The organism is Thermus tenuipuniceus, assembly GCF_002964845.1.
GTDB lineage: Bacteria > Deinococcota > Deinococci > Deinococcales > Thermaceae > Thermus > Thermus tenuipuniceus.
Window position 1 is genome coordinate 1 of the sequence record NZ_KZ672960.1, and the last position, 25,836, is coordinate 25,836.

Below are 25,836 nucleotides of genomic sequence, written 5' to 3' on the forward strand. Positions count from 1 at the left end.
GTTTCTGGCTAGGATGCAGGAGGGGTCGGTTCCCCAAGGTGTCTCAAATGTGGTGGCCAATTACAACCTCTTGGCAAGGGGGCCTCCCCGTGGTATAAAGGAAGGGTATGCCCTTCGGGGCCGGTTCACACGGAAGCGGGGAGTGAGGCTTCTCCCCCTCCTTTTCGTGTGGACGTGCGCAAAATGCGCCCGCCTTCCCTGGAAGGCGCGTAAGGAGGAAAGAGGCGGCATGGAAGAAAAGGCGACCCAGGTCAGCGAAGCCAACTTGACCCCAGGCCAGACCTTCAGCATGGAGGAGGCCCTTCAGGAAACCGAGGCCCGCTTGGAGAAGCGCGTGCGCCCGGGCCAGATCCTGACGGGCAAGGTGGTCCTGGTGGGCTCGGAGGGTGTGGCGGTAGATATCGGCGCGAAGACGGAAGGCATCATCCCCTTTAACGAGCTTACGGAGAAGTCCCTTCCCGAGGAGGAGCTAAAGGCCCTTTTGAAGCCCGGGGATCTGGTGCGGGTCCAGGTGCTCAAGGTGGACCCCGAAACGGGCCAGGTCCTTCTTTCCCGCAAGCGGGTGGAGGCCACGGAGCACTGGGACCGCATCCGGGAGCTTTATGAGAAGGGCGAGCCGGTGACCGTCACCGTAAAGGAGAAGGTCAAGGGGGGTGTGGTTGCCGACCTGGATGGCGTGTCCGCCTTCATCCCCGCTTCGCAGCTGGACCTCAAGCGCATCCCCAACCTGGATGCCTACGTGGGCCAGCAGATCCTAGTGAAGATCATCGAGTTTAACCGCAAGAAGGGGCGGGTTCTCCTCTCCCGTCGGGCGGTTTTGGAAGAGGAACAGAAACGGGCCAAGGAGGCCTTTTTCCAAAGCCTACAGCCCGGCCAGGTGGTGGAAGGTACGGTGGTGGACGTTACCGACTTCGGAGCCTTCGTGAACCTGGGTCCTGTGGACGGTCTCGTGCACCGTTCCGAGATCACCTGGGGGCGGTTTAACCACCCCAAGGAGGTTATCCACAAGGGGCAGAAGGTGCGGGCCCAGGTGGTTTCCGTGGACCCCGAGAAGGAGCGGGTCAACCTTTCCATGAAGGCTCTGATCCCCGATCCCTGGACCACCGTGGCCGAGAAGTACCCGGTGGGAAGCCGGGTCCGGGGCAAGGTGGTGGGCCTCACCCAGTTCGGGGCCTTCGTGGAGGTGGAGCCGGGCCTCGAGGGGCTCATCCACATCTCCGAGCTTTCCTGGACCAAAAGGCCCAAGCACCCCTCCGAGGTGGTGAAGGAGGGGGAGGAGGTGGAGGCGGTGGTGCTGAGACTGGATCCCGCCGAGCGCCGCCTCTCCCTGGGCCTCAAGCAAACCCAGCCCGATCCCTGGCAGCTCCTCACCGAGAAGTACCCTCCTGGCACGGTGGTCAAGGGCAGGATTACCGGGATCACCGACTTTGGGGTCTTCGTGGAACTGGAGCCGGGCATGGAAGGGCTGGTCCACGTTTCCGAGCTGGACCATGCCCGCATTGAAAACCCCGCCGCCCTCTTCAAGAAGGGGGAGGAGATGGAGGTGGTGGTCCTCAACATCGACCCCGTGGAACAGCGGATCTCCCTCTCCCGCAAGCGCCTTCTGCCCCCGCCTCCTCCCAAGGCCGAGGAGGAGCGGCCCCGCCGGGCCAAGGGCAAGGAGGCCCGGGGCAAGAGGAAGCCCGGACCCCGCCGGGAGGAGCGCCGGGAGTACGAGTACGGGGCGGTGGCCGAGTACAACCTGTACGATGCCTCCGTGGTGCCTACGGCAAGCGCCAGCGTGAAGCTGGGCGACCTCTATGGCGACCTGCTGGTGAGCCTGGGCCTCGAGGAGGAGAAGTCCTCCTAAGCCCCCAAAAGGCTTGGGGCCCCGCCATCGGGCGGGGCCCCTTCGCTTCTCCCCCCCAGGTGCGGGCTTGGGGAGCAGGGGGCTTTACTGGCGGGCCTTTTCCTTCTCCTTGCCGTAGAAGATGCGCAGCAGGGTGTAGGAAACCAGGTAGGTGAGCAGGGGGCCTCCCAGGACCAGGGTCCAGAGCACGGCGTTGTTGCCCAGGATGGAGCCTTGTTGCTGGAACTCGATCTTGTACCCGGCCAGGGTGGTCATGAGGAAGAAGACCAAAAGGGCCAGGATGACGCTGGTGCGCACCGGGTGCTCCGAGGGGAGCTCCATGTAGCGCATCTTGTCCTTGCGGGTGTCCACGAAGGGCAAAAGAAGCCCCACCAGGGCCAGGATCCCCGGGATCACCACCCCCCCGATGAACTCCGGTCCTATGGTGGCCCCGAAAAGGTGGAACTCCCAGCTGGAGGGGATGAGCTGCAGGATGCCGTAGATCCAGAGGAAGTACCAGTCGGGTTTGACCGCCGGGGTGTTGGGGGTGGGGGGGCCGAAAGCCTCGATGGGGTGGGCCAAGAAGGCCCCGGCGATGAAGGTCATCACCCCCACGTAAAGGGCAAAGAGGATCCCCATCATCACCATCTGCTGGGGGTACATGGGAACACCCAGGATCTTGCCCGGGGCCACCCGCTCGGCATAGCGGGGCTGGGTGTGCTTCTGCTTCATCATGATGGCCATGTGCACCCCGATGAGGGCCATGAGAAGCAAGGGAAGCCAGAGGACGTGGAGGCTATAAAGCCGGGGGATGGACCTGTCCGAGCCCGGGAACTCTCCACCGAACATCACCTCCGCTATGGCCCCGCCCACCCAGGGTATGGAGGCGGCGATCCCATAGCCGATGCGGGTGGCGGTGACGGCATAGTTGTCGTAGGGCAGGGCGTAGCCGGTGAAGGCGGTGACCACCGCCAGGCCCAAAAGGGCCAGGCCCACCAGGTAGTTGAGTTCCCGGGGTTTCTTGTAGGCTCCCGAGAGGAGAATGCGGAGCATGTGCAGGAAGGCGGCGGCGATCATCACGTGGGCCGACCAGTGGTGGAGGCTACGGATCACCGCCCCGAAGGGAAGGCTGTCTATGTAGAGGACGCTGGCGTAGGCCGCGGGCACCGTGCGGCCATCGGGGAGCTTCACCTCCCGGATGGAAGGTTCGAAGTTCAAGGTAAGGAAGATGCCGGTGAGCACCAAGACGATGAAGGCGAAGAGGGTGATCTCCCCTAGGAAGAAAGAGTGATGCACCGGGAAGGCCTTGCGCAAGACCTTCTGGTAAAGGCCCGTGAGGTCTAGGCGTTCGTCTAGCCATTTGTACATGCTTCCCTCCTAGACGTGACGGCAGAAGCCCGCTTCCGCTTTCACTCCCACCTCGCCCAGAAACTCCCCAGCGGCTACCAGGACGCCTTCTTCCGCCTTAAGAGGAAGCTGGGGCACAGGCCTGGGCGGGGGGCCGGCGATGACCTGGGCGCCGCGGGCGAAGTCGTAGATTCCACCGTGGCAGGGGCAAAGGCCCGCTTTCTTGTCCGCCACCCACTGGCTCACGATGCAACCCAGGTGGGTACAGACCGCGGAGTAGGCCACGATCCCTTCCACCCCGTTCTGGGCCACCTCCGGGGAAAGCTCAGCCGGGTTGTACCGCACCACCAAGACGGTGTTCTTGGCCTCACCGCTTTTCACCACCTTGGTCTTGGGGTCCATGGGGTAGGCCAGAACGAAGGGGTCGCCGGGCTTGAGCTCCTCGGGGCGGATGGGCTTGGGCTCCCCCCCGCCTTGGGCGTAGACCAGGATGTCCCCCGGCTTCAGGGGTTCCTTCTCCGGGGTGACCTCCGCCTTGGGGCGGAGGCTCGCCCCCACGTAGAAGGCGGAAACCAGGGAGAGGCCGATTCCGGTGCCGATGGCGGTCTTTAGGAAAAGCCGCCTGCGGGATCTTTGCAAGCGAATCTCGCGTTCGTCCATGCTTCACCTCTTACCAGGGGAAGTGGCTCTTCTCCTCCTCGGTGACCACCTCGTCCCGGCCAAAGTACTTCTTGTAAATGCCCAAAAGGGTGGCCACCACCAGACTGATGGCCCCGAAGACCAGGCCCTGGAGCCAGGCGGGGTTGTGCCCAGTCTGGGCGGAGTAAACGATGAGGCGGACGAAGAAGCCGGAAAGGGCGGTGAGGAGGAGAACCAGGATTACCCCTACTGCTACAGGAGCCGTGGAGGGGGTAGGGAAATGGCGGCCGGGGCGCAGCTCTACTCCCTCCAGCCAGTAGGACACCAGACCGATGAGTCCGTAGAGAAGGAAGACGGCACCGAAGGCCATCAGGCCGATCTGGCCCACGGAAAGCTCCTCTGGGGTATGGCCCAGGAGGCGGGCGATGTGGAGACCATCCAGGTAGGCCATATAGAAGAGGCCTGCGGCCAGGATGAGGGCGAAGGTGGGTACGATGGGGTCATTGCGGTACATGCCTTGCCCTCCTTATTCCACCGGGCCGAAGCTGTTGCCGAAGCTGTTGCGGATATAGGTGGCCACGGCCTTGAGGTCCTCGTCCGAGAAGGCGGCCCCCACCGCGGGCATGGCTCCCCGCCCGTTCTTGACGATGTTCAGTATCATTTGGGCATCTTTCAGGTTGGCGTTGCCCGCCAGGGCGGGCATAACCGGGGGCATGCCCTGGCCGTTCGCCCCGTGGCAGGCGGCGCAGTTGGCCTCAAAGAGGGACTTGCCCTTCTCCATGAGGGCCGGGTCCACCCCTGCTGCGGCGCCTCCCTGCGCGGGGGCGTGGCTTTCCTGGGCAGGGGGGGCTATCTCAGCCACAACCCTCTCAGCGGCCGGGCTCAAGGCGAAGTAGGCCCAGATCCCGCCCAGCACGATCACCCAGGCTACCACGTACCAAAGGGGGTTGAAGCGCACCGGCTCCACGGGGAGCTCGGGTTCCCCCACGGCCAGGCGGAGCTCGAGGGTCCCCGCCACCTCGCTCCCCTCGTCCAGGCCCAGAACCATCACGTCGGGGTAGTTGTTAACGGTGAAGGGGATTTCCCGGATCTCCTCGCCCCCACCGCGGAAGTGGGTCACCACCCGCAGGACATGCTCCCCGTCAGGGATCTTTCGGGTGTCCAGGTTTAGCCGGTAAGGGGGTTCCTTCAGAACCGCCAGGGGCTCGCTGGCCCTGTCCAGGTACACCTCAATCCGGTCTACGACCATTCTGCCTCCCTTTGTGAAGGGGGGTACAAACCCCCACCCCACTACTATAAGGGTAGCCTGGCAAGGACAGATGTCCCCGCTTATGGAAAGGGAGGCTTAGGAGGCAAGGAGGGTCTGCAGGCGGGAAAGGCTCTGGCGTACTCCTTGGATGTTCCCACCCACCTCGAGGGCCGCGGTGGCAGGGAATCCCCTCAGCCGGGGGGCTAGCCTTTCCCAGGGCACGGCTCCCGTGCCCACGGGCAGATGGTCATCCCTGCGGGCGTGGTTATCGTGGAGGTGCAGGTGGATGAGCCGGTCTCCCAGGGTCTCCCAGTAAAGGGAAGGGCCCAGGGGACCCAGCTCCACCAGGGCGTGGCCCACATCCAAGCAGAAGCCGTACTGGGGGAAGCGGTCCAGAAGGGCCTTTAGCTCCTCCGGGCCCCGGAGGAGGTCCTCCTCGGAAAGGGCCAGGTTTTCCAAAGCCACGGGGAAGGGAAGGGGAAGGAGGGCGGAGAGGGTCTTTTCCAAGGCCTCCCGGGCCAGGCTTAAGGCCATGGGGTGGCGCACGGGCACCTGGCCAGTGTGGAGCACGCCCACCTTGGCCCCCAGGGCCTCGCCAAACTCCAGGGCCCGCTTGAGGCGCTCCTCGGCCAAGGCGCGGACGCTGGGGATGAGGCTGGCCGGGTTCATCTCCACGAAGGGAAGGTGCAGGGTGAACCCAACCCCCAGGGCTTCCCCCGTGGCCCGCAGGGTCTTGGCGTCGGGAAGGGGAAGGACCTCGTGCAGGTCGTAGGGAACCTCGAGGTCCAGGCCCAGTTCCGCCGCCAGGCGGAAGGCTTCCTCATAGCCCATCTCTGCATTGAAGGGACTGAAACCTAGGCGCATCCCAGCCATTTTAGGGTCTTTGCGGACCAGGCTAGCGGATGGCCTCCGCCTTCCGCTGGGCTTCCTCCAGGGCCTTCTGGGGAGGCACGCCGCCCTTTAGGGCCTTTTCTAAGGCTTCTGCCAGGACGCTGGCCCAGGCGGAGAACTGGGGGATACGGGGGCGCTCCTGGGCGTGGGCGATCTGCTCAAAGGCCACCTTGCGGAAGGGGTTTTCCCGGTAGAAGCCTTCCAGGAGGGGGATAGCCGACTTGCGCACGGGCACGTAGTAGCTGGCCTGGACCCAGCGGGCCACGTTCTCGGGCTCCATCAGGTATCTCCAAAACTCCAAAGCCCCCCGCACCTGGGCTTCCGTGGCCCCCTTGAGGACCACCAGCTGGGCTCCGCCCATGGGCACCTTGCCCCCGGGTTCCCGGGGCACCGGGGCCACCCCCAGGGTGAAGGCGAAGGAGAAGTTTTCCGCAGCGGGCCAGTTGGCGATGGAGGCCATGACCATCATCCCCTTGGTGCGCACGAAGTCCAGCTGGGCGAAGGTGGCCTCGGCCATGCTCCTTGCGGAAAGCGCCCCAGCCTGGTTCAGGCGGTGGAGCATCTCCAGGGCCTCGAGGGCCTCCTTGGAGGTGAAGTTGGGCTTGCCCTCCCGCACCAGGTTCCCACCCCGGCTGGTCACCATGGCCTCAAAGAGCCAGGCCTGGGGGTCGGTGACGAAGATGAAGCCCTTGGCCTGGCGGGAGGTGAGGGCCTTGGCCACCTCCTCAAACTCCTTCCAGTTCCTCGGGGCTTTAAGCCCCTTGGCCCGGAAGACGTCCAGGTTGTAGAAGAGAATCGGGGTGGAGGTGTTTAGGGGAAGGCCGTAGCGCTTTCCCTCCATGACCCCGTAGTTCCAGGCGGGTTCAAAGAGATCCTCCAGGAGGGCGCGCTCCAGGTTCAGATAACCATCCAGGGCCAGGGCCCGGCCTTCCCCCACCAGCCGGGGGAAGAAGCTGATTTCCGCCTGGAAGAGCACGGGCTGGCTTCCCGTGCGCAAGGAGGCCACCAGCTTGGTTTCGGCATCCCGGTAGTCCCCTGCATACTGGGGTATCACCCGGTAGAGCCCCTGGCGGGCGTTGAACTCCTGGGCGAAGGTGGAAAGAAGCCTCCCCGCGGGGCCATCCATGGAGTGCCAGAAGGAAACCTCCGTGCGGGTGCCGGCCTGGGCCAAGGCCAGGGGAAGGAGGAGAAACCCTAGGGCTAGGGCTAAGGGCTGTTTCATGGGGCGGATTTTACCATCCAAGAGGTCAAGCCTTGGTCAAGGGCTTCTTTAGCGCCTCTCCACCCCTATGGCCTTCCTCTGGGCCTCCTCGAGGACCACCTGGGGCTTCACCCCCTGCTTCAGGCTTCGTTCCAGGGCTTCCTCCAGGTAGCTGTACCAGACCACCAGCTCCGGGTCCTGGCTCCACGGGCGCCCCACCTCCGCCTGGGCGAAGACCGCCTGCCTTTCGGGGTCTTTCAGGAGGTCGGCAAGCTCCCTTTCCGCTTCCCTCCGCAAGGGCAGATACCAGGTGGTCCGCACCCACTCCGCTTGGCGTTTGGGTTCCAGGAAGTGGAGCCAGAAGGCCACGGCCCCCCGGGCCTGCTCCGGGCTTGCCCCCTTGAGCACCGCCAGGGCTGCCCCGGAAAGGGGTACCGTACCCCCTTCCCGCCGGGGCAGGGGGGCCATGCCCACTTGGAAGGGGAGGGAGGTTTGGGCCAGTACCACGGGCAAAGCGGTGGTGGGTCCGATTCCCATGAAGGCCTTGGTGCGCAGGAAATCGGCCACGGCGAACTGGGCCTCGGCCAGGTTCCGGGCCTGGGCGTGCCCCCTTTGCACCATGCGGTAAAGGATCTCCAAGGCCTCCACCACCTCCTTGGAGGTGAAGGCGGGAAGCCCATCCCTGACCAAGCTACCTCCCAGGCTCATCACGAGGGCGTTGAAGCTCCAGATGTCCGTGGAGATGACAAGCCCCTTGCTGGTGCGGCTGGTGAGCCTGCTGGCAGCTTCCTCCACCTCGGCCCAGGTCCTGGGGGGCTTAAGGCCCCGGGCGCGGAAGGCATCCTTGTTGTAGTAGAGGACGGGCACGGATAGTCCCAAAGGTAGGCCGTAGGTCTGCCCCCGGACCTGGGGGGTTCGCATCATCTCCGGATACAAGTCCTTGGGCAGGTTCTGGAGGTAGGGGTTCAGGGCCAAGGCCACCCCTTCCTGGGCCAGGCGGGGGAGGAAGGAAAGCTCCCCGTGGAAAAGGACCGGGGCACCCCCCGAGCGCAAGGCGGCCAGGAGCTTTACCCCCGCCTCCCGGTAGTCCCCCACGTAGCGGGCCTCAATCCGGTAGGTGCGCTGGGACTCGTTGAAGCTTTTTATAGCCTCCTCGAGGATGGCATTCCCCGGGGGGCCCGCCGTGTGCCAGAAGGGGATGACCACCTGGGCCTGGGCCAGGGTGGCCAGGATCAGGGGAAGGGATAGAAACCGCCTCATCCCCTAAAGGTTATCCCACCTGGGGTGAGAGGGCTGAGAGGGGGAGGGAGAGCTTTTTAAGGAAAGGTTCGGCCTGCCGGTAAAGGGTTTCCCGGAGGGCGAGAAAGCGCTCCCGGGCGGAGGGGCCTGGGAAGCCTGGGGGAAGGAGCTCGGGGGGCAGGAGGGGGTCTAGGAAAAGCAGCTTGCGCATTTCGTGCACCAGGCGGGTCAAGGTCCGGAAGGCCAAAAGGGGGTCCTCGAGCACCGGGGGCACGCTGGAGAAGAGGGTTTGGTAATGGGCCGAGGCCTCCTTAAGGGGGAAGGCGCGGAGCACTTCCTCCTTCGGCCCGAGGTGCTCCGCCCGGAAGAGGGTGGCGGAAAGCCCGTAAAAGGCGAGGAGCTCCTGGGTGGCGGCGAGGTCCACCCCCGCTCCCAGGTAGACCCCGCTTTGCAGGCTGCCGTAGCCCAAAAGGGCCATCTCCCGCCGGAAGCGTTCCCTTTCTCCCCGTTCCTTGGGGCCTTCCGGAAGGACCAGGAGGAAACGCCCATCCCAGGAGGTCCTGGCCTCGTAGAGGCGCCTTCGCACCTGGCGCACCTGCCAGTAGACCCGGTCGGAAAGGGCGTAGTAGGCTATGCGCCCCCGCCGCTCCGGCACCACCCAGCCCCTCTTGGCGCTCCGGGAAAGGGCCGCCCTCACCGCCGCCTCGGAGAAGCCCAGGACCTCCATCATGGTAATGAGGTCCCGAACCCGGGCGCGCCGTTCCGGGTAGATGTATTCCACAAAGAGGGTGAAGATGGTGGACCTGGCCCGCATCAGAGGGTTGGCTCCAAAAGGCGTTCCTTGTATTCCTTGAGGGCGGCCTCGAGGAAAGCCGCCAGGGGCATGCTTCCCAGGTTCCCCCGGTGGCGCCTGCGGACGCTCACCGTGCCCTCCGCTTTTTCCCTGTCCCCCACTACCAGGACATGGGGCACCTTCTGCACCTCGGCATCGCGGATACGAGCCTGCATGCGCTCGGGGCGGAGGTCGGCCTCGGCCCTGAGGCCCGCTTCCTTGAGCTTAAAGACCACCTCCTTGGCGTAGTCCTCCTGTTTTTCCGAAACCGGCACCACCACCACCTGCACCGGGGCGAGCCAGAGGGGAAAGTCCCCGGCGAAGTGCTCGATGAGGATGCCGATGAAGCGCTCCAAAGAGCCAAAGGGGGCGCGGTGGATCATGACGGGGCGGTGCTCCTCCCCGTCCGGCCCCACGTAGGTGAGGCCAAAGCGCTCGGGGAGGTTATAGTCCACCTGGATGGTGCCCAGTTGCCACTCCCTCCCCAAGGCGTCCTTCACCACGAAGTCCAGCTTGGGGCCGTAGAAGGCGGCATCCCCTTCCTCCACCGTGTAGTGGAGGCCAGCTTCCAGGGCTGCCTCCTCAATCTGCCTTTCCGCCAGGGACCATTTAGCCTCGTCCCCCACGTACTTGTCGCTTTTGGGGTCCCGGGTGCCGATGCGGGCCCTATAGTCCTTAAGGCCCAGGGTGGAAAGCACCTTCAGGACCAGGTCCAAGACCCCCAAGAACTCCGCCTTCACCTGCTCTGGGGTGCAGAAGAGGTGGGCGTCGTCCTGGGTGAAGCCCCGCACCCGGGTTAAGCCCAGAAGCTCCCCCGCCTTCTCGTAGCGGTAGACGGTGCCAAACTCGGCAAGCCTTAAGGGAAGCTCCCGGTAGGAGCGCTTCTTGAAGGCGTAGATGCGGATGTGGTGGGGGCAGTTCATGGGCTTTAGAAGGTACTCCTCCTCCTCGCCCCTTTCCTTGAAGCTTATGGGAGGGAACTGGCTTTCCGCATAGTAGGGGTAGTGGCCGCTGGCCCGGTAAAGCTCGAGGCTACCGATATGGGGGGTGGTGACCAGCTGGTAGCCCCGCCTTATCTGCTCCTCCCGCATGAAGGCCATGAGCTCCTCCCGGATCACGTTCCCCTTGGGGAGCCAAAGCACCAGCCCTTTCCCCACCATGGGATCGATCAGGAATAGCTCCAGCTCCCGCCCCAAACGGCGGTGGTCCCGCTTCTTGGCCTCCTCCAGTTGCCAGAGGTATTCCTTTAGCTCCTCGGCGGTGCGGAAGGCCACCCCGTAGACCCGCTGGAGCATGGGCCTTTTCTCATCCCCCCGCCAGTAGGCCCCGGCCACGTGGGTGAGCTTGAAGTGGGGGGGAATGCGGCCCGTGGAGGGCACATGGGGCCCGCGGCAGAGGTCGGTGAAGCCGTAGGCCTCGTCCCCTTGCTGGTAAAAGCTGATCTCCTCGTCCTCGGGCAGGTCCAGGATGAGCTCGGTCTTGTAGGGGTCCTTGCCCTGGTAGCGGGAAAGGGCCACCTCCCGGGGCAACACGTAGCGGCGCAGGGGAAGGTCTTTGGCGATGATGGCGCGCATTTTCTCCTCTATAGTGGGCAGGTCCTCATCGGAGATGGGCTCGGGGGCGTCGATGTCGTAGTAGAAGCCCTTTTCGATCACCGGACCCACCCCGAGCTTCACGCTTTCCGGGTCGTAGCCCTTTTCGGCAAAGAACTCCTTCACCGCCTGGGCCAGGACGTGGGCCAGGGTGTGGCGGAAAAGGAGCTGGTACTCGGGGTCCTTCTCCGTGAGGATCCGGACCCGGGCCCCGGGCGGGAGGGGCTTTAGCAGGTCGTAGACCTCCCCGTTCACCAAGGCCCCCACGGCCGCCTTGGCCAGCCCTGGGCCTATGGCCCGGGCCACGTCCCAGGCGGTGGCTCCCTCCTCCACCTCGAGGGCCTTCCCATCCGGCAGGTAGACCACCATGAACCCTACTATACACAGCCCCGTGGCCAGCGGGGATGGATTTAGCTAAGCGGAGGACTTGGGGTAAACCCAAGGTGTGCGCGGGGTGGGGGAACCGAACCCGCATGGGCAGGGGTGTGGATAAGCTAGATGAAAGGGCTCGTGGAGCTTTTTCCTTCTTTACCCCTCGTGGGGGAGTTTCCTCCCGGCGTAAAAGGCCCAGGCGTAGAAAAAGGCCGCCAGGAGGAAGAGGCGGGAAAACCCCAGGCTGTCGGCCACCCACCCTCCCAGGACGGTGGTGAAGGCGAAGACCCCGGCCACGGTGTTGGCCAGACCGATAAAGGCGCTTCGCTCTGCGGGAGGGGCCAGGTTAAGGAGATAGGTGGTGGTGGAAAGCCCCAAGGCGGCCAGGTAGGCCCCCTGGAGGAGGAAGACCAGGCCGAAGAGCTGCTCGGGCAGGAGGAGGGCCAAGAGGGGAGCGAGGAAGGCCAGGAAAGCCCCAGCCTGCAACACCCCCTTGGAGCCCCGCTCCGCCAGCCTGGCCCAAAGCAGGTTGGAAAGGGTGAAGGAAAGGGCGTAAAGGGAGAGGTAAAGGCCCAGCTCCTGTCCCTGCCCCAGGGTGCGCACCGCGTACACCGCATAAAAGGGCTCGGCCATCCCCGCAAGGCCCAGGAGAACTCGCACCCGGAGGTAGCGGCGGAAGCCTTGGTGCTCGAGGGGTAGGCGCAGGGAGATCCTTTCCTCCTTGGGAGGTTCTTCCGGCTCCCGGGTGAGGCCGAAAAGGTACCAACCCGTGCCAAAGGCCAAGGCCCCCAGGGCGAAGAGGAGGGCGTAGGGGAGGGGGAAGGGAAGGGGGAGGGTGAGGATTACCCGGACCCCGAAGCCCGCCAGGAAGGCCAGAAGCCCTCCGATGAGGTTCCGGGCGGAGAAGAGGTGGGCCCGGCGCTCCATGGGCGTGGTCTTGGCCACCACCTCCCAGAAGGGGAGGCTGGAAACCCCGGTAAAAAGGGCATTCAAGAGGAGTCCGGCCAGGAACCCCGCCAGGAGGAAGTGGGGCCAAGGACCCAGGAAAAAGGTGGCCAGGGCCATGAGGACCACCCCCAGAAGCCTTAGGGCCGCCACCTTCCGGTAGAGCACGATCTTCCGGGGAAAACGGGCCACATAGGGGGCCAGGAAGGCCTGGGGGATCATGCCCCCAGCCTGCAGCAAGGCAGGGAGGAGGCCGATCAGGGCCCCGGGGGCCCCCAGCTTGGCGGCAAAGCTGGTGAGGACGATGTTGGGGTTCAAAAAGGTATCCCCCAGCCATACCAGCCAGCCGTTCACCACCGCCAGGCGGTAGTTGCGTTCCCGGAGGTCTAAGATGGTGAGGATGCTGCTTCTTCCTTCCCTTGGGCCCTTCCACATCCTGCATCCACGCTACAACGCCGCCACGGTGCTGGCCCTTTTGGAAAAAGCCGGTGCCCCCGTCCTCTACCTGGCTTCCCACTCAGAGGAAAGCCTGCGGGAAGGGCTTTGGCGGGAGGAGGACCCCCTTCTCTTTCACCTGCTTCCCTGGGCGGAGGCGAAGGGCATTCCCGTGGTGGCCCTGGACGGGGAGGCCCATCTAAAGGAGGAGGCCGAGGCCTTCCGTCAAGCCCTGGCCCAGCACCCCCTGGGGAAATCCTACCTGGAGCGGATGCACGCCTTTGACCAGGAGCTTTTGCAGCTGCTCAAGACCCCCCTTACCCCGGAGGTCCTGGGCTCCCAGACCTTCCTGGACCATCTGGGCCAAATCTACGAGGGGTTCGCCCAGGCCTTCGGGGAAGGTCCGGCCACGGGATTCCGGGCCCGCCGCATGGAAAGGGTGGCGGAGGCCTTGAGGGGCCGGGAAGGGGTGGTAGTGGCGGAGCTTCTGGACTACCTCCTTCTGGCCAAGAGCTTTCCCGAGGCCTTGCTCAAGGCCCATGAGCCCACGGAGAAGGAACGCCAGAGGGCCCTTTTGGACCGGGCCTGGCAGCTTAAGGAGGAGGACGACTGGGCGGGGCTCTTGAAGGGGCTCTTCCAGATAGGGGATCCCGAGGCCCTGTACCTGGCGGCCCAGATCTACCTGGCGGCCGGGGAGTGGCAGGAGGCCTTAAGCCTCATGGAGGAGGTGTTCCGCATGGACTTCCAGCACCCCGGCTACCTGCCAGGCTACGTGCTGGCCCGCTTCGGCCAGCTTCTGGACCTGGCGGGGGAGCGGGAAAGGGCCCTGAGGGCCTACCGGGGAGTCCTGGCCCTCTCCTGGGCCCCGGAGGAGGCCAGGACCATCGCCTTGGCCGGGATGAGGAGCCCTTTCCGGCTTCCCTAGCCCTCTGGGGCATTTGTCCCGGTGGCCTTTGTCTAAGATGGAACCATGGAGGTGGAAATCCGCCGCACCCGCCATGCTGCGTACCTCCGCCTGGCCGCGGCCCATGCGGGGCCCCTGGGGCCCGCGCTTTTGGGGTATCCCGAGTTGGCTCCCCTGTACTCCAAGGCCTATGCGGCCTGTAGGGGTGCGGAGGGCCTTCCCTGTGCCGGGGTAGGAGGGGAGCCCCGGGTGTGCGTGGTGCGGCGGCTGGAGCACCTGGCCTACAGCGCCCTAAGGGGGGGCAAGCGCCGGCGGGAGCAGGAGAAGGCCATGGTGGAAGGGCTTCTGGTGTGCATGGGCCACCTGACCCGGGAGTTTCCCCCCGAGTTTGCCCCCGTCCTCGAGGCCACCCGCAAGGTGCTGGAAAAGGACCTGGAGTATCTTCGCGAGGAGCTTGCCCCAAAGGAAACGAGCCGGGTTTCCTGAGGTGGGAAACCCGCAAAGTGCAAAAGTGCCCTCCTTTGGCCGGAGGGCGCGGAGTCTAAAGCAGGTGGTGCATCTTGCCGAGAACCAGCATCAGGCCCACGGTGCTGGCGGCCAGGATGATGAGCATGAGCATGAAGAGGATAAAGCGTAGGTCAAAGGTTTCCCCCTCGGTGGTAAGCACGCGGGGGTTCAGGATCAGGTAGAAGAGCAGGGTAACCAGGGCCGCTCCCAAGGCAAACAGCGCGATGTACGCCATATTCTCCCTCCTGTTACCAGAGGCTGAGAAGCGCCTCCAGGCTTGCCCGTAAGTTTACCAAACCCACCCCGTAGGTGGGAATCCCCAAGGCCAAGCCCGCGCTTCCCCAATAGGGCCCTGGGCTTATGGGTAGCCCAAGGGGAAGAGGAGGGCTTTCCCAGGGCCCGTAGGCCCGCACCTCCTGGTAGATGAGGCCCGTGGGCGCCTCCACCCGCAAGACCAGGGGTTCTTCCTCGGCTTCCAGGGGTTGCCAGCCCCTTGGGGTTTCCTTGGCTCCCGGGAAGCTTTGGCCAAGCCCCTCCCCGGGAAAGGCTAAGAGGAGGCGGTCGGGGCGGGTTTTTTCCAGAAGGTGGGCCAGGGGTGCCCGGGTGGGGCCGGAAAGGGAAAGGCCCTCCAAGGTGGGCGAGAGGGGCGAAGGATCCAGGGCCAGAAGGATCCGTCCCCGAAAAGAGAGGCCGTTTAGGGCCTGGAGCACGGTCAAAGCCTCCTCGTAGGGGGCGTGGAGGAGGTAGGTCCTTCCTCCTCGTCCGCCTTCCAGGTAGCAGCAAAGGGTGCCGAATTCGTCCAGCCCTGCCCGGAGGTGCTCCGAGAGGACCTCGAGGTCCGCGGAAAGCTGTTCCAGCAGGGAGGAAGCCATGTTCTCATGGTATCCTAAACCCCGTGCGCTACCTGGTCCTCTCCGACATCCACGGCAACTGGCCTGCCCTAGAGGCGGTCCTCGAGGCGGCCCCTCCTTTTGATGGGGTGCTCTTCCTGGGGGATGCGGTGGGCTACTATCCGGATGGGGACCGGGTGCTGGACTGGCTCATGGAGGTGGAGGCCCAGTGCGTCCTGGGTAACCACGATGCCTGGCTTCTGGCCCTGGACCGGTTGCCAAAGGAGGGGGTGGTCCTGGAGATCCTGGCCTGGCAACGGGAGCGGTTATCCTCCAGGCACCTGGACTTCCTCTCCTCCTGGCCCTGGCAAAAGGAGGTGGAGGGGGCGCTTTTGGTCCACGGCAGCCCCTGCGATCCCATGGAGTACCTGGATGGGCTGGAGCTGGCCCGCCAGGCCTTCGCCTGTACGGACCACCGCCTCACCTTCCACGGGCATACCCATCTGGCCGGGGCCTTTCTGGAGCTTTCCGGGCCCCGCCCATGGGTGCGCTATCAGCGCCTGGCGGAAGGGGGTGAGCTGATCCTTCCCCCTACGGTGCGGGTCCTGGTCAATCCGGGTTCGGTGGGCCAGCCCCGCGACCACGTACCCGGGGCGGCCTTCGCCCTGTGGGAGGGGGACGGGATCACCTTTTTCCGGGTGGGGTACAGCCTGGACCAGGTGGCCCAGCGCCTGGCGGAGGAGGGGTTTCCCGCATGGCTCTACACCCGCCTGACCCTTGGGGAATAATCGGCCACGAGGCCATCCTGGAGCTTCTGCCCCGGCTTGGCGCCTCTACGCTGCTCTTCTCGGGGCCGGAAGGGGTGGGGAGGCGCCTGGTGGCCCGCTGGTATGCCTGGGGATTGAACCGGGGGTTTCCTCCCCCCGCCTTGGGGGAGCACTCCGACCTTTTGGAGATAGGTCCCCCGGAGCGGGGTTTGAAGGGGCAGGCGGAGATCCGCCTCGAGGAGGTGGAACCCCTTTTCGACTGGTTCGCCACCCACCCCCGGGAGCGGGTCAAGGTGGCCGTCCTGGACGCCGCTCACCTCCTCACCGAGGCGGCGGCCAACGCCCTTTTGAAGCTTCTGGAGGAACCTCCCTCCTACGGGCGCATCGTCCTCATCGCCCCAAGCCGCGCCACCCTGCTTCCCACCCTGGCCAGCCGGGCCCTGGAGGTGGCCTTTGCCCCGGTACCCGAGGAGCGGCTTTACCCCTTGACCCAGGACCCGGAGCTTCTGGCTTACGCTGGTGGGGCTCCGGGCCGGCTCCTGAGGGCCCTGGCCGACCCCGTTGCCTTTCGCGCCCGCATGGAGAAGGCCAGGGAGGTGGGTGGCGCCTCCTCCTGGCGGCGGTTTGCCCTCCTGAAGGAGCTCTTTGCGGACGAGGAAGGGATTTTCGCCCTTTATGCTGCCTTCCGCCACCGTCCGCAGGCGCTTCTGGCCCTCGAGGCCGCCCGGGAGGCCCTGGAGCGGTATGTGAGCCCGGACCTGGTCCTGGCCCGATTGGCCTTAGACTTGGAAACATGACCGTGGGCGTTCGCCTGCACGCCGATCGGCGCAAAGCCCGCACCCCTGTCCTGCGCTACTTTCGCTTCCAGGGGGATCCCCCGCCCCTGGAGGCGTATGTGGTGGTGCGCACCAGTCGGGGCCTGGAGGTGGGCAAGGTGCGCACCCCCCCCTGCAAGGAGAAGGAGGCCGGGGAGGTGGTGCGCTTGGCCACCAAGGAGGATCTGGACCTAGCCTCGAGGCTCCGGGCCAGGGCGGAGGAGGTGGCCTTTTACCTTAGGGCCCGCCTTCAGGAAGAGGGGGTGAGGGCTAAGGTGCTGGGGTGCGACTTCACCCTGGATGGCCGGCACCTTTCCGTGCACTATGCCGCGGAGGAGCGGGTGAACCTCAAGCGCTTTACCCGGGAGCTTTCCGAGCGCTTCGGGGCCCGGGTGGAGTTTTTGGCCGAGGGCCCCCGGGAGGAGGCCGCCTACCTGGGCACCTTGGGCGCCTGCGGGATGGAGTCTTGCTGCTCCACCTGGCTTCAGGGTTTTGCCCAGGTTTCCATCAAGCTGGCCCGCGATCAGGGGCTTCCCTTAAACCCTGAGAAGATCTCGGGTCCTTGCGGCCGGCTCCTTTGCTGCCTGGCCTATGAGCACCCCGTATACCAGGAGCTGCTTGCGGAGCTTCCCCGCAAAAACGCCCGGGTCTGCACCAAGGAGGGGGTGTGCGGCAAGGTGCAGAAGGTGAACCCCTTGAAGGGGACGGTGGAGCTCCTCCTGGAGGAGGGGAAGGCGGTGGAGGTGTCCAAGGAGGAACTGGCCTAGCGGGGATGAGCCAAGCTCAGGCCTTTGCCCTGTGGGTGAGCCGGATGGTCCTGAACCGCCAGGGGACCGAGGCCCAGATCTTCCTCCTCACCCCTGGGGAGGAGGGTTTCCTCTACCTGCGCTCGGATGGCTTCGCCCACTTTGCCCAGGGCCTGGGGGCGGAGGAGGTGGTGGGCTTCTCCTTGGGAAAGGGGCGGGTGGAGCTCCGCTTCCAAGACGGCAGCGCCCTCACCTTCCGCTACCGCCTGGGGCGGTGGGTCAAGGTCCTTCACTTTTCGTAGGGCCTTCCCACCGCTGCCGGGGGTCGGCTCTTGCCCATGAAGCCGGCCAGCACCAGAACGGTGACCACGTAGGGGAAGGCCTGCACCAAGACCGCGGGCAGGATCTCCGTGCCCTGAAGCTGGATGGCCAAGGCGCTGGCGAAGCCGAAAAGCAGGGTGGCGAAGAGGATGCCCAAGGGGTGCCATTTGCCGAAGATCATGGCCGCCAGGGCGATGAAGCCGAGCCCCGCGGACATCCCCCGCACGAACTGGTTGAGGAAGCCGATGGCCAGGTAGGCCCCGGCGAGGCCGGCCAAAACCCCGGAGAGCACCACCCCGATGTAGCGCATGCGGTACACGTTGATCCCCAGGGTGTCGGCGGCTTCAGGATGCTCGCCCACGGCCCTGAGGCGCAGGCCGAAGGGGGTCTTGAAGAGGACCCACCAGGTCAGGGGGACCAGGAGGAAGGCCAGGTAGACCAAGGGGGAAAGGGCAAAACCCTCGGGGCCCCAAAGGGGCAGGCGGTTTGCCACCTCCTTGGAGTTGGTGGCGTTGCCGTAGAAGTAGGTGAGCACCAGGCTGGGGGCTCCCAGGGCCAGGAGGTTGATGGCGGTGGCGCTGATGATCTGGTCGGCCCGGTATTTGATGGAGACCACCGCATGCACCAGGGCCACCAACCCTCCCACCAGCATGGCGCTTAGGACCCCAAGCCAGGGAAGCCAGGGATGGGGGCCGGGGCCTAAGGTGTGTTCCACCCTTTCCACCACCACCGCGGCGGTGAGGGCCCCGAAGAGGATGATGCCCTCGAGGGCGATGTTCACCACCCCGCTCCTTTCGGAGAACATCCCCCCCAAGGCGGTGAGCAAAAGGGGCGTGGTCTGGCGCAGGGTGGAGAAGAAGAGGGCGATCCAAAAGGCAGCGTCCAGGTTCATGGGGTCTCCTCCCTTTCCTCTCGCTTTCGGCTTTCTTCCTTAAGTTCCACCTCGGCTGCCCGCAAGGGGTCGGTGAAGTAGCGGGGCAAAAAGCCCCCTGCGGCGATGAAGAGAACGATCAAGGCCTGAAGCACTGCCACCAGTTCCCGGCTGATGCCGAGCTGCAGGTTCACCTGCAATCCGCCCGTGAGGAGGATGCCGAAAAGCCAGGCGGCGAGGCCCACCCCCAAGGGGGTGTTCTGGCCCATCAGGGCCACGGCGATGCCGTCAAAGCCCACGGAGTAGGGAAGGGATTGCTTCAGGCGGTACTCGTCAATTCCCCCACCCAGCACGTAGTGGGTGGCGGCTAAGCCCGCTAAGGCCCCCGCCAGGAACATGATGAGGACGATCTTCCGCCCAGAGAGCACCCCCCCGTACTCCGCCGCCTTGGGGGCCAGGCCCATGGCCCTCAGCTCGTACCCTCCCACAGTGCGAAAGACGTAGAAGTGGAAGAAGAGAAGGGCCAGAAGGGCCAAAAGGAAGGCCCCGTTGAGCCGCACCGAGGTGAGGTCGGGGCCAAAGTTCACCGCAGGCCCCGGGAGAAGGCCCCCCACCAAGTACCCCACCACCCCGGCCAGGAGGCCCATGAGCACCCGGTGGCCAAGGCTTTTCCTGGTGAGGAAGTAGCCCAGGAGGCCCAGGAGGAGGGCCAGGGGCAGGGCGAAGGAAAGCTCCCCCCCTGGGGCCACCAGCTCGGTCCAGTGGAGGATGCGGGCCTCGGGGCGGATCTCGTGGCTCCGGGCCTCGTAGCCGGGGTACTTAAAGGGCAGGTACAGGGTCCTCCCGAAGAATTTGTACTCGTTGGCGGAGATGAGGAAGAGGAAGAGGCTGGCGGCGATGTAGTTGAGCATGATGGTGTTGATCACCTCGTGGGCCCCGAAGCGGGCCTTGAGCCAGCCGGGCAGGGCGCCCCATAGCCCCCCGGCCAGGGCGGCGGCCAGGATGGCGAGGGGCAGTACCAGCCACCTGGGCCCCGGCAGGTATACCCCCACCAGCATGGCGGCGATGCCTCCCAGGATGAGCTGCCCCGGGGCTCCGATGTTGAAGAGCCCCCCGCGGAAGCCTAAAGCCACGGCTAATCCGGTGAAGATCAGGGGGGTAGCCAGGAGGAGGCTTTGCAGAAAGCCCGAGGGGTTGACCAGGGGGCTATAGAGGAGCTGGTAGGTGTAGGTGATGAGGTCCAGCTTCAACATAGCGGCTTCCCGCAGGGTCTTAGCCTCCCCGGGGTTCGCCTTCATCACCGCCACGATGACGCCACCCAACAAGGAGGCCAGGAGGAGGGAGAAAAGGGGCACCACCACCCCCCGGCGGCGCACCAAAAAAGCCAGCCCCCCAGGGGAGAAAAGCCGGGCCAGGAGGAGGAGGTAGAGGCTATAGGCCAAGGTGGCGTAGCTGCCAAGCCCCAAGGCGTACCGCCTGAGGATGGGCCTTTCCGCACCCGCGTTCACCTGGGCCACGCTGGCTTGGAAGAGAAGGTAGGTGAGGAGGAAGAGGCCTAGGCCTAGGATCCCCATGAGGTAAAGCTTCCGGGCAGGCTTAGGGGTCCAGGCTAGGACCAGGGTGAGGGCCAGCCAGGCCAAGGAGGGATAGAAGGTCCAAAGGAGCCAGCCATCCCGGTAACCCGGGGGCAGGCTTCCTTGGGGCAGGTGGTGGCCGAAGGGGCTTAGGAGCACGCCTTCGCCGCCAAAAAGGCGATGGGGTACCGCCCAGGGGGCTAGGTACCAAAGGAGGAGGAGAACCCCGCCTCCCAAGGCCACCAGGACTCCTAGGCGCCTCTCGTCCGTCAACACGCCCAAGATTGTACCCTAGCCCCGTGGGTCTAAAGTCCTGGAAGGTGTTAGACTCCTTCCGTGGCGGTTTCGCCGGAGGAGAAGGCAAAGCGGGTGCGGCGCATGTTTTCGGAGATCGCCCCGCGCTACGACCTTTTGAACCGGCTCCTTTCCTTCGGAACCGATCTTCGCTGGCGCAGGCGGGCGGTGGCCCTGGCTTTGGAAAAAAATCCCCGGCGCATCCTGGACCTGGCCACGGGTACGGGAGACCTGGCCCTTATGTTGAAGAGGAAGGCGCCCACGGCCCAGGTGGTGGGGGCGGACTTCGCCCCGCCCATGCTGGAGATCGCCCGCAGGAAAGCCCGGGCGCAGGGCCTTGCGGTGGAGTTTCTGGAAGCCGATGCCCTGTCCCTTCCTTTCCCCCAAGGGAGCTTTGAGGCCATCACCATCGCCTTTGGTTTCCGCAACTTCACCGACTACCGTAAGGCTCTTTTCGAGCTCCGCCGGGTCCTGGCCCCTGGAGGGCGGCTGGTCGTCCTGGAGTTTCCTCCCCCTCCCCAAGGGGTTTTTGGCCGGGTCTTTCGCCTTTATTTCCGGAGGATTCTCCCCTTCCTGGGGGGCTTGGTTTCGGGGAACTTTGGGGCCTACCGCTACCTGCCGGAGAGCGTGGAGGCCTTCCCCCCACCGGAAGCCTTAAAGGGCATGATGGAGGAAGCGGGCTTCAAGGTGCGCTACGAACTCCTCACCTTCGGGGTGGCGGCCATTCACGTGGGGGACCTAGAGGCCTGAGACCCGCTTTAGCTCCGCATCGGTGGGGATGCGCCCCGCCTCGAGGCTTTCCACCAGAAACTGGGCCATGCGCCCGAGGGCGTCCCGCACCCTGCGCCACTCCTCCAGGGGTTTTCCCGAGGGGTCGGGGAAGGAAACATGGCGCTTTTCCGTCTTTGCGGGGTAAGCGGGGCAGGCTTCCTTGGCAGCGTCGCACACGGTGAGAACCAGGTGGAAGTTCCAGGGATCGGGGAGCTCAAAAAGGGTTTTGGAGAAGTGCCCCGTAAGGTCAATCCCCACCTCGGCCATCACCCGCTTGGCCTCTTCCTTGACGAGGGTCTTCTCGGTGCCGGCGGAGTGGACCTCGAGGTCCACCCCCATCTCCCTGGCCCAGTGCCGGAGCCAGCCCTCCGCCATCTGGCTGCGGGCGGAGTTGTGGGTGCAGAGAACCAAAAGGCGCATCCCAATAAACCTAACCTTCCCCAGGTCAGGGGAAGGTCAGGAGGGCACCCGGTGGACTAGGCAAGCCTCCTCTCCAGCTCCTCCACCTTCTCGGCCAGAACCGCAAACCCCTTTCGCCAGAAGGCGGGGTTTTCCAGGTCAAAGCCGTAGCGGGCCGCCAGCTCCTTGGCCCGGTACATGCCCGAGGTGGCTAAAAGCTCCTCGTAGCGCTCGGCGAAGCCCGGGTCTTCCTTGGCCTCCTGGTACACGGCCAAGCCGAAGAGGAGGCCGAAGGTGTAGGGGTAATTGTAGAAGTCGGAGCCGTAGTAGTGCCCCTTCACCGCCCACATGTAGGGGTGGTGGGTGGCGAGGACCTCCCCGTAGGCCTCCTTCTGGGCCCTCAGCATGAGCTCCTTGAACTCCCTGGGGGAAAGCTCCCGGGCCTTTCTTCCCTCAAAGACCCAGGACTCAAAGAGGTAGCGGCTATAGATGTCCACCACCACCTGGGCCGCTCCTTGCAGGTAGGCGTCCAGGATCAGAAGCCCCTCTTCCGGGGAGACTTCCCTAAGGGCCGCCTCCACCACCAGGGTTTCGTTCATGATGCTGGCGGTCTCCGCCAGGGTCATGGGCACCTCCCTCAAGGAGGCGGGCACCCGGGCCAGGGCGAAGTTGTGGTAGGCGTGGCCCAGCTCGTGGGCCAGGGTGGAAACCGACTCAAAGCTTTCCTCGTAGTTGGCCAGGATAAGGCTTTTGCCCCCGCCCCTCGGCATGCAGTAGGCCCCGCCGATCTTGCCTTTGCGGGGCAGGAGGTCCATCCAGCGCTCTTGGAATGCGGTTTCCGCCACTTTAGCGGCGTTCGGGACCAGGGTGGCGAGCTTTCCCCGGATGAAGTCCCGGGCCTCCTCCAGGCTCCAGCGCCGGCCCTTTCCGATGGGGGCAAAGAGGTCCCACCAGTCCAGCCTTTCCTTGCCCAGGGCCTTGGCCTTCAGGAGGTAGTAGCGGCGGAAGAGGGGAAGGCTTTCCTGCACCGCTTCCAGAAGGGCCATGAGGGCTTTCCGGGTGATGCGGTTTCGGTGTAGGCTGGGCTCGAGGTCATCCCGGTAGCCCCGCCTGCGGTTCAGGACCGAGGCTTCCCCCTTGACCCCGTTTAGGGCGTAGGCCAGGGACACCTCGTGGCCTTCCCAGGCCTTAAGCTCCGCCTGGTAGGCCTTCTTGCGCACCTCCTCCTCGGGGCGGAAGTAGAGGTTCCGCACCTGGGTGATGGGCAACTCCTCCCCGTCCACCACCGCGGTGATCTGGCTGGTGAGGTTCTCGTGGAGCTTGGACCAGGCCTGGCGCCCGGAGAGGGATAGCTCCGCCGCCAGGACCTCCTCCCCCTCGGGCATCATGTGCAGGGCTTCCTCCCGGGCCTCCTCCACCAGGATGCGGTAAGGCCCCGCCTCCTCCGGGTCCTGTAGGGCCAGGTAGCGGGTGAGGCGGGGCCTTAGGCGGGCGAAATCCAGGAAGAGCACCTCCAGCTCGGAGAGCTTGGCCAAGGCGGCCTCGTCGGTGGTGTCGGCGGTGAAGCGGGCGTAGAGGTAGGCCCAAAGGGGGGTGGATTCCTCCAAAAGGGCGTCCAGGGAGGCCAGGACCTCCTTGAGAGGGGCTCCTTGATCCACCTGCTCCTTGAGCTGGCCAATCCGTTTCCTCACGCCTTCCCAGGCCGCCTGGAACTCGGGGTTTTCCAAGCCGGGGAAAAGGGGGGTTAGATCCCACGTGGTTTCCATGGCCCCACTATACCTGACCCGCGGGTCAGCCCCTGGTATACTCTGAGCCCGTGGAGGGTTTCCCCGTGTCTGTACCCATACAGGTGCGCTTCCGTGACCTGGATGCCCTGGGGCATGTGAACAACGCGGTCTACCTCACCTACTTTGAGGTGGCCCGCGCCGCCTACTTCCAGAGATTGGAAAGGGACTGGGTGGAGAAGGGGCATTTCATTCTGGCCCGGGCGGAGGTGGATTTCCTGAAACCCATCCTCCTCGAGGATCCCGTGGAAGTGGGGGTGCGGGTGGTGCGCATCGGGCGGAGCAGCTTTGACATGGAGTACCTGCTCCTGGCCAGGGGGGAGGAGGCCGCCCGGGGCAAGACGGTCCAGGTTTGGCTGGAAGGAGGCAGGCCTGCTCCTTTGCCCTCGGTCATCCGAGGGCGCATAGAGGCCCTGGAAGGCCGCTCCTTCTAGCCTTTCAGCACCACCACCGTGACCCCGTGCCCGCCCTCATGGGGAGGGGCGTCGGCGAAGCTCTCCACCCGCTTGTCCCGGCGCAGGAAGTCGCGGATGGCCTGCCTGAGGGCCCCGGTACCCTTGCCGTGGAGGAGGCGCAAAGTGGGAAGGCCCAGGGAACGGGCTTCTTCTAGGGCGCTTTCCACCTCCAAGAGGGCCTCCTCCACCGTGAGGCCCCGGAGGTCCACCTCCCTCACCTCCCGCCTGGGCCTGGCGGAGAGGGCCTTGGGGGCTTCGGGGGCCTCGAGGGGCCTGAGCTCCTTGGCCTTCAGGGTCATCCGCACCGGTCCCACCTGCACCAAAGCCTCCTCGCCCCGAAGCTCCAAGAGCTTCCCCTGGCGGCCCAGGGAGACCACCTCCACCGCCTGCCCCTCGGTCAGGCCGGGAGGGGGCGGTGGAGGAGGGGCCTTCTTGGCGTAGCGCTCTCGGAGGGCCATGAGCTCCCTGAGAGCGTCCTTTTTGGCCCCGGTCTTGGCCTTTTCCTTCAGGGCCTTGAGCTCGGCCTCTACCTGGAGGAGCCGCCCCCGCACCTCCTCCTCCAGGGCCCGCATCCTCTCCGCCCGCTCTTCCTGGTAACGGGCTTCGCGGGCCTCGAGGCGCTTCCTGAGCTCCTCTGCCCGGCTGAGCTCCGCCTGGAGCCTGCGCCGCTCTTCCTCCAGGGAGAGCCTTTCCGCCTCCAGCTTTTCCAGGAGAGCTTCCAGCCTGCCCCCTTCCGGCAGAAGGGCCTCTGCCCGCTTCAGCACCGCCTCGGGTAGGGAAAGCCTCCTGGCGATGGCCAGGGCGTAGCTCCGCCCCGGCACCCCCAGGACCAGCTCGTAGGTGGGGCGCAAGCCCTCCAGGTCAAAGCGCATGGAGGCGTTTTGGATGCCTTCCCTTCCCTGGGCAAAGGCCTTCAGGGGGGAGAGGTGGGTGGTGACCAGGCCCCTGACCCCTTTTTCCAGGAGGGCTTCCAGGATGGCCTGGGAAAGGGCGGCTCCCTCCTCGGGGTCGGTGCCGCTACCCAGCTCGTCGATGAGGACCAGGCTTTGGGCTGTGGCGCTTTCCAGCATCTCCTTGAGCCTGCTTAAGTGTCCGGCGAAGGTGGAAAGGTTTTCCTGAAGGGATTGCTCGTCGCCGATGTCGGCGAAGACCCTGTCGGGCCAGGCCAAGGTGGCCTTCTTGGCCGCTACGAAAAGCCCCGACTGGGCCATGAGCACCGCAAGGCCCAGGGTTTTTAGGAGGGCCGTCTTTCCCCCCATGTTGGGGCCGGAAATGAGGATGAGGCGCCTTTCCCCATCCAGGGCCAGGGAGTTGGGGACGGGATTGGGGATGAGGGGGTGGAAGGCTTGGAAAAGCTCGTAGGCTTCCCCGAAGCGGGGCCGGCTAAGCCCGAAATCCCGGGCCAGGCTCGCCTGGGCCTGCACGAGGTCCAGAAGGCCCAGGGCCTCGAGGGTGCCGAGCAGTTCCGCATCGGCCGCCAAAGCCTCGGAAAGCTCCCGCAGGATGCGGTTTATCTCTTCCTCCTCCTGAAGGCGCAGGGTCTGGAGGCGGTTGTTCAGCTTCACCACGGAAAGGGGCTCTATGAAAAGGGTGGCCCCGGATTCGGACTCATCCAGGAGAAGGCCAGGGATCCTTTGGGCCATCCCCGCGCGCACGGGGATGCAGTAGCGCTCGCGGCGCAGGGTGACGAACCGGTCCTGGACCGCCTCGGGGTGGCGGTCCATAAGGGCGTAGAGTTTGTCCAGGATCTGCTGGCGCAGGGGCTTGAGTTCCCGGCGGATGGCGAAAAGCCTGGGGCTTGCCTCATCCCGCACGGCTCCTTCCTCGTCCAGGGCTTTCCTGACCTTGGCGAGAAAGGCCCCGTGGTCCCCGATGCCCGCCGCCACCTGGCTCAGGAGGTTTTGTAGGGGAAGAAGCTCCTCCTTGAGGGCTATGGCCTCCTCCAGGGCTTGGGCTGATTTCAGGAGCTCGAGGCCCGAAAGCCTGGCCCCGCCTCGCGCCTTTTGGTAGGCCTCCTCGAGGGTTCCCGCCTCGGGAAGGGTGTAGGGATAGGCTAAGGCCTCCTGGGTTAGCCCGTGGCGCCTTTCCGCCTCCTCCTGAGAGAGGGGGGCAAGGGCCAAGGCCAGCCTTCGCCCCAAGGGGGTCTTGGCCCTTTCCGCAAGGAGGGCGCGGACCTTGGGGAACTCCAGGACCTCGAGGACATCCCGCACAAAAGCTTAGTATACCTC

General features: G+C 65.3%; 26 protein-coding genes. 9 read left to right on the top strand and 17 right to left on the bottom strand.

Annotated features, from left to right (window positions below):
* Positions 1–229: 229 nt before the first annotated feature.
* Positions 230–1,849, top strand: coding sequence for a 30S ribosomal protein S1 (locus C2847_RS02025; RefSeq protein ID WP_105316881.1), 1,620 nt, complete (start codon positions 230–232; stop codon positions 1,847–1,849).
* Positions 1,850–1,933: 84 nt separating this feature from the next.
* Here the strand turns inward: C2847_RS02025 and C2847_RS02030 are convergent, their stop codons facing one another.
* From C2847_RS02030 to C2847_RS02075, 10 genes are all read right to left on the bottom strand, one after another.
* Positions 1,934–3,196: a cytochrome b gene (locus C2847_RS02030; RefSeq protein ID WP_105316824.1), complete on the bottom strand. Its 1,263-nt coding sequence runs from the start codon at positions 3,194–3,196 to the stop codon at positions 1,934–1,936.
* A gap of 9 nt (positions 3,197–3,205) precedes the next feature.
* Positions 3,206–3,835, bottom strand: coding sequence for a QcrA and Rieske domain-containing protein (locus tag C2847_RS02035; RefSeq protein ID WP_105316825.1), 630 nt, complete (start codon positions 3,833–3,835; stop codon positions 3,206–3,208).
* A 10-nt stretch (positions 3,836–3,845) separates the two neighbouring features.
* Positions 3,846–4,328 (bottom strand): DUF1129 domain-containing protein, encoded by a 483-nt coding sequence (locus tag C2847_RS02040; RefSeq protein ID WP_105316826.1) that lies wholly within the window; start codon positions 4,326–4,328, stop codon positions 3,846–3,848.
* Between the two features lie 12 nt (positions 4,329–4,340).
* Positions 4,341–5,063, bottom strand: a complete 723-nt coding sequence (locus tag C2847_RS02045) for a c-type cytochrome (protein WP_105316827.1) — start codon at positions 5,061–5,063, stop codon at positions 4,341–4,343.
* A gap of 96 nt (positions 5,064–5,159) precedes the next feature.
* Positions 5,160–5,927, bottom strand: a complete 768-nt coding sequence (locus tag C2847_RS02050) for a sugar phosphate isomerase/epimerase family protein (RefSeq protein ID WP_164835604.1) — start codon at positions 5,925–5,927, stop codon at positions 5,160–5,162.
* A 31-nt stretch (positions 5,928–5,958) separates the two neighbouring features.
* Complete coding sequence (locus tag C2847_RS02055; protein ID WP_105316829.1) at positions 5,959–7,176, bottom strand: ABC transporter substrate-binding protein; 1,218 nt, start codon at positions 7,174–7,176, stop codon at positions 5,959–5,961.
* Positions 7,177–7,224: 48 nt separating this feature from the next.
* Positions 7,225–8,415: an ABC transporter substrate-binding protein gene (locus C2847_RS02060; RefSeq protein ID WP_105316830.1), complete on the bottom strand. Its 1,191-nt coding sequence runs from the start codon at positions 8,413–8,415 to the stop codon at positions 7,225–7,227.
* 10 nt (positions 8,416–8,425) lie between these two features.
* Positions 8,426–9,208 (bottom strand): PaaX family transcriptional regulator C-terminal domain-containing protein, encoded by a 783-nt coding sequence (locus C2847_RS02065; RefSeq protein ID WP_105316831.1) that lies wholly within the window; start codon positions 9,206–9,208, stop codon positions 8,426–8,428.
* Positions 9,208–11,187, bottom strand: coding sequence for a threonine--tRNA ligase (gene thrS, locus C2847_RS02070; protein WP_105316832.1), 1,980 nt, complete (start codon positions 11,185–11,187; stop codon positions 9,208–9,210). The genes C2847_RS02065 and thrS overlap by 1 nt, the downstream gene beginning before the upstream one ends.
* A 159-nt stretch (positions 11,188–11,346) precedes the next feature.
* Complete coding sequence (locus C2847_RS02075; RefSeq protein ID WP_105316833.1) at positions 11,347–12,570, bottom strand: MFS transporter; 1,224 nt, start codon at positions 12,568–12,570, stop codon at positions 11,347–11,349.
* Here C2847_RS02075 and C2847_RS02080 point away from each other — a divergent pair.
* A complete protein-coding gene (locus C2847_RS02080; RefSeq protein ID WP_105316882.1) occupies positions 12,536–13,495 on the top strand; it encodes a tetratricopeptide repeat protein in 960 nt (319 codons plus the stop codon). The two genes, C2847_RS02075 and C2847_RS02080, sit on opposite strands and share 35 nt — an antisense overlap.
* Positions 13,496–13,540: 45 nt before the next feature.
* Positions 13,541–13,960 carry a hypothetical protein gene (locus C2847_RS02085; protein ID WP_105316834.1) on the top strand — a complete coding sequence of 140 codons (420 nt, stop codon included), beginning with the start codon at positions 13,541–13,543 and terminating at the stop codon, positions 13,958–13,960.
* A 55-nt stretch (positions 13,961–14,015) separates the two neighbouring features.
* Here C2847_RS02085 and C2847_RS02090 read toward each other — a convergent pair whose 3' ends face one another.
* Both C2847_RS02090 and C2847_RS02095 read right to left on the bottom strand, forming a co-directional pair.
* A complete protein-coding gene (locus C2847_RS02090) occupies positions 14,016–14,216 on the bottom strand; it encodes a hypothetical protein (RefSeq protein ID WP_105316835.1) in 201 nt (66 codons plus the stop codon).
* A 13-nt stretch (positions 14,217–14,229) separates the two neighbouring features.
* Positions 14,230–14,853: a hypothetical protein gene (locus C2847_RS02095; RefSeq protein ID WP_105316836.1), complete on the bottom strand. Its 624-nt coding sequence runs from the start codon at positions 14,851–14,853 to the stop codon at positions 14,230–14,232.
* A gap of 23 nt (positions 14,854–14,876) precedes the next feature.
* Between C2847_RS02095 and C2847_RS02100 the strand changes: the two genes are divergently transcribed.
* From C2847_RS02100 to C2847_RS02115, 4 genes are read left to right on the top strand one after another with little or no spacing between them, the layout of a single operon-like run.
* Positions 14,877–15,599 (top strand): metallophosphoesterase family protein, encoded by a 723-nt coding sequence (locus C2847_RS02100; RefSeq protein WP_105316837.1) that lies wholly within the window; start codon positions 14,877–14,879, stop codon positions 15,597–15,599.
* Complete coding sequence (locus C2847_RS02105; RefSeq protein ID WP_105316838.1) at positions 15,566–16,375, top strand: DNA polymerase III subunit delta'; 810 nt, start codon at positions 15,566–15,568, stop codon at positions 16,373–16,375. The genes C2847_RS02100 and C2847_RS02105 overlap by 34 nt, the downstream gene beginning before the upstream one ends.
* A complete protein-coding gene (locus C2847_RS02110) occupies positions 16,372–17,160 on the top strand; it encodes a PSP1 domain-containing protein (protein WP_105316839.1) in 789 nt (262 codons plus the stop codon). Before C2847_RS02105 ends, C2847_RS02110 begins: the two co-directional genes overlap by 4 nt.
* Before the next feature lie 5 nt (positions 17,161–17,165).
* Positions 17,166–17,441 carry a hypothetical protein gene (locus C2847_RS02115; RefSeq protein WP_105316840.1) on the top strand — a complete coding sequence of 92 codons (276 nt, stop codon included), beginning with the start codon at positions 17,166–17,168 and terminating at the stop codon, positions 17,439–17,441.
* Here C2847_RS02115 and C2847_RS02120 read toward each other — a convergent pair.
* Positions 17,429–18,352, bottom strand: coding sequence for an ABC transporter permease (locus tag C2847_RS02120; protein ID WP_105316841.1), 924 nt, complete (start codon positions 18,350–18,352; stop codon positions 17,429–17,431). The two genes, C2847_RS02115 and C2847_RS02120, sit on opposite strands and share 13 nt — an antisense overlap.
* On the bottom strand, positions 18,349–20,181 hold the full coding sequence (locus C2847_RS02125; RefSeq protein ID WP_105316842.1) for an ABC transporter permease: 1,833 nt from the start codon (positions 20,179–20,181) through the stop codon (positions 18,349–18,351). The genes C2847_RS02120 and C2847_RS02125 overlap by 4 nt, the downstream gene beginning before the upstream one ends.
* Positions 20,182–20,241: 60 nt before the next feature.
* On the opposite strand from C2847_RS02125, the gene ubiE reads away from it, so the two are divergent.
* A complete protein-coding gene (gene ubiE / locus C2847_RS02130) occupies positions 20,242–20,949 on the top strand; it encodes a bifunctional demethylmenaquinone methyltransferase/2-methoxy-6-polyprenyl-1,4-benzoquinol methylase UbiE (RefSeq protein ID WP_105316843.1) in 708 nt (235 codons plus the stop codon).
* Here the strand turns inward: ubiE and C2847_RS02135 are convergent.
* Both C2847_RS02135 and C2847_RS02140 read right to left on the bottom strand, forming a co-directional pair.
* Complete coding sequence (locus C2847_RS02135; RefSeq protein ID WP_105316844.1) at positions 20,938–21,390, bottom strand: arsenate reductase ArsC; 453 nt, start codon at positions 21,388–21,390, stop codon at positions 20,938–20,940. The genes ubiE and C2847_RS02135 overlap by 12 nt on opposite strands.
* A 56-nt stretch (positions 21,391–21,446) precedes the next feature.
* Positions 21,447–23,135, bottom strand: a complete 1,689-nt coding sequence (locus C2847_RS02140) for a M3 family oligoendopeptidase (RefSeq protein ID WP_105316845.1) — start codon at positions 23,133–23,135, stop codon at positions 21,447–21,449.
* A gap of 50 nt (positions 23,136–23,185) precedes the next feature.
* Here C2847_RS02140 and C2847_RS02145 point away from each other — a divergent pair, with 50 nt between their 5' ends.
* Positions 23,186–23,587 (top strand): acyl-CoA thioesterase, encoded by a 402-nt coding sequence (locus C2847_RS02145; RefSeq protein ID WP_105316846.1) that lies wholly within the window; start codon positions 23,186–23,188, stop codon positions 23,585–23,587.
* Here C2847_RS02145 and C2847_RS02150 read toward each other — a convergent pair.
* Positions 23,584–25,818, bottom strand: a complete 2,235-nt coding sequence (locus C2847_RS02150; RefSeq protein ID WP_105316847.1) for an endonuclease MutS2 — start codon at positions 25,816–25,818, stop codon at positions 23,584–23,586. The genes C2847_RS02145 and C2847_RS02150 overlap by 4 nt on opposite strands.
* Between the last annotated feature and the right edge of the window lie 18 nt (positions 25,819–25,836).

Bases quoted from the DNA above. Each gene is read 5' to 3' on its own strand.
- C2847_RS02090 (WP_105316835.1), bottom strand. From the start codon at position 14,216: ATGGCGTACATCGCGCTGTTTGCCTTGGGAGCGGCCCTGGTTACCCTG.
- C2847_RS02050 (WP_164835604.1), bottom strand. From the start codon at position 5,927: ATGCGCCTAGGTTTCAGTCCCTTCAATGCAGAGATGGGCTATGAGGAA.
- C2847_RS02075 (WP_105316833.1), bottom strand. From the start codon at position 12,570: ATGTGGAAGGGCCCAAGGGAAGGAAGAAGCAGCATCCTCACCATCTTA.
- C2847_RS02025 (WP_105316881.1), top strand. From the start codon at position 230: ATGGAAGAAAAGGCGACCCAGGTCAGCGAAGCCAACTTGACCCCAGGC.
- C2847_RS02115 (WP_105316840.1), top strand. From the start codon at position 17,166: ATGAGCCAAGCTCAGGCCTTTGCCCTGTGGGTGAGCCGGATGGTCCTG.
- C2847_RS02035 (WP_105316825.1), bottom strand. From the start codon at position 3,835: ATGGACGAACGCGAGATTCGCTTGCAAAGATCCCGCAGGCGGCTTTTC.
- thrS (WP_105316832.1), bottom strand. From the start codon at position 11,187: ATGGTGGTCTACCTGCCGGATGGGAAGGCCCTCGAGGTGGAGGAGGGA.
- C2847_RS02040 (WP_105316826.1), bottom strand. From the start codon at position 4,328: ATGTACCGCAATGACCCCATCGTACCCACCTTCGCCCTCATCCTGGCC.
- C2847_RS02110 (WP_105316839.1), top strand. From the start codon at position 16,372: ATGACCGTGGGCGTTCGCCTGCACGCCGATCGGCGCAAAGCCCGCACC.
- C2847_RS02065 (WP_105316831.1), bottom strand. From the start codon at position 9,208: ATGCGGGCCAGGTCCACCATCTTCACCCTCTTTGTGGAATACATCTAC.
- C2847_RS02095 (WP_105316836.1), bottom strand. From the start codon at position 14,853: ATGGCTTCCTCCCTGCTGGAACAGCTTTCCGCGGACCTCGAGGTCCTC.
- C2847_RS02045 (WP_105316827.1), bottom strand. From the start codon at position 5,063: ATGGTCGTAGACCGGATTGAGGTGTACCTGGACAGGGCCAGCGAGCCC.
- C2847_RS02085 (WP_105316834.1), top strand. From the start codon at position 13,541: ATGGAGGTGGAAATCCGCCGCACCCGCCATGCTGCGTACCTCCGCCTG.
- C2847_RS02060 (WP_105316830.1), bottom strand. From the start codon at position 8,415: ATGAGGCGGTTTCTATCCCTTCCCCTGATCCTGGCCACCCTGGCCCAG.
- C2847_RS02055 (WP_105316829.1), bottom strand. From the start codon at position 7,176: ATGAAACAGCCCTTAGCCCTAGCCCTAGGGTTTCTCCTCCTTCCCCTG.
- C2847_RS02080 (WP_105316882.1), top strand. From the start codon at position 12,536: ATGCTGCTTCTTCCTTCCCTTGGGCCCTTCCACATCCTGCATCCACGC.
- C2847_RS02120 (WP_105316841.1), bottom strand. From the start codon at position 18,352: ATGAACCTGGACGCTGCCTTTTGGATCGCCCTCTTCTTCTCCACCCTG.
- C2847_RS02140 (WP_105316845.1), bottom strand. From the start codon at position 23,135: ATGGAAACCACGTGGGATCTAACCCCCCTTTTCCCCGGCTTGGAAAAC.
- C2847_RS02105 (WP_105316838.1), top strand. From the start codon at position 15,566: ATGGCTCTACACCCGCCTGACCCTTGGGGAATAATCGGCCACGAGGCC.
- C2847_RS02135 (WP_105316844.1), bottom strand. From the start codon at position 21,390: ATGCGCCTTTTGGTTCTCTGCACCCACAACTCCGCCCGCAGCCAGATG.
- C2847_RS02030 (WP_105316824.1), bottom strand. From the start codon at position 3,196: ATGTACAAATGGCTAGACGAACGCCTAGACCTCACGGGCCTTTACCAG.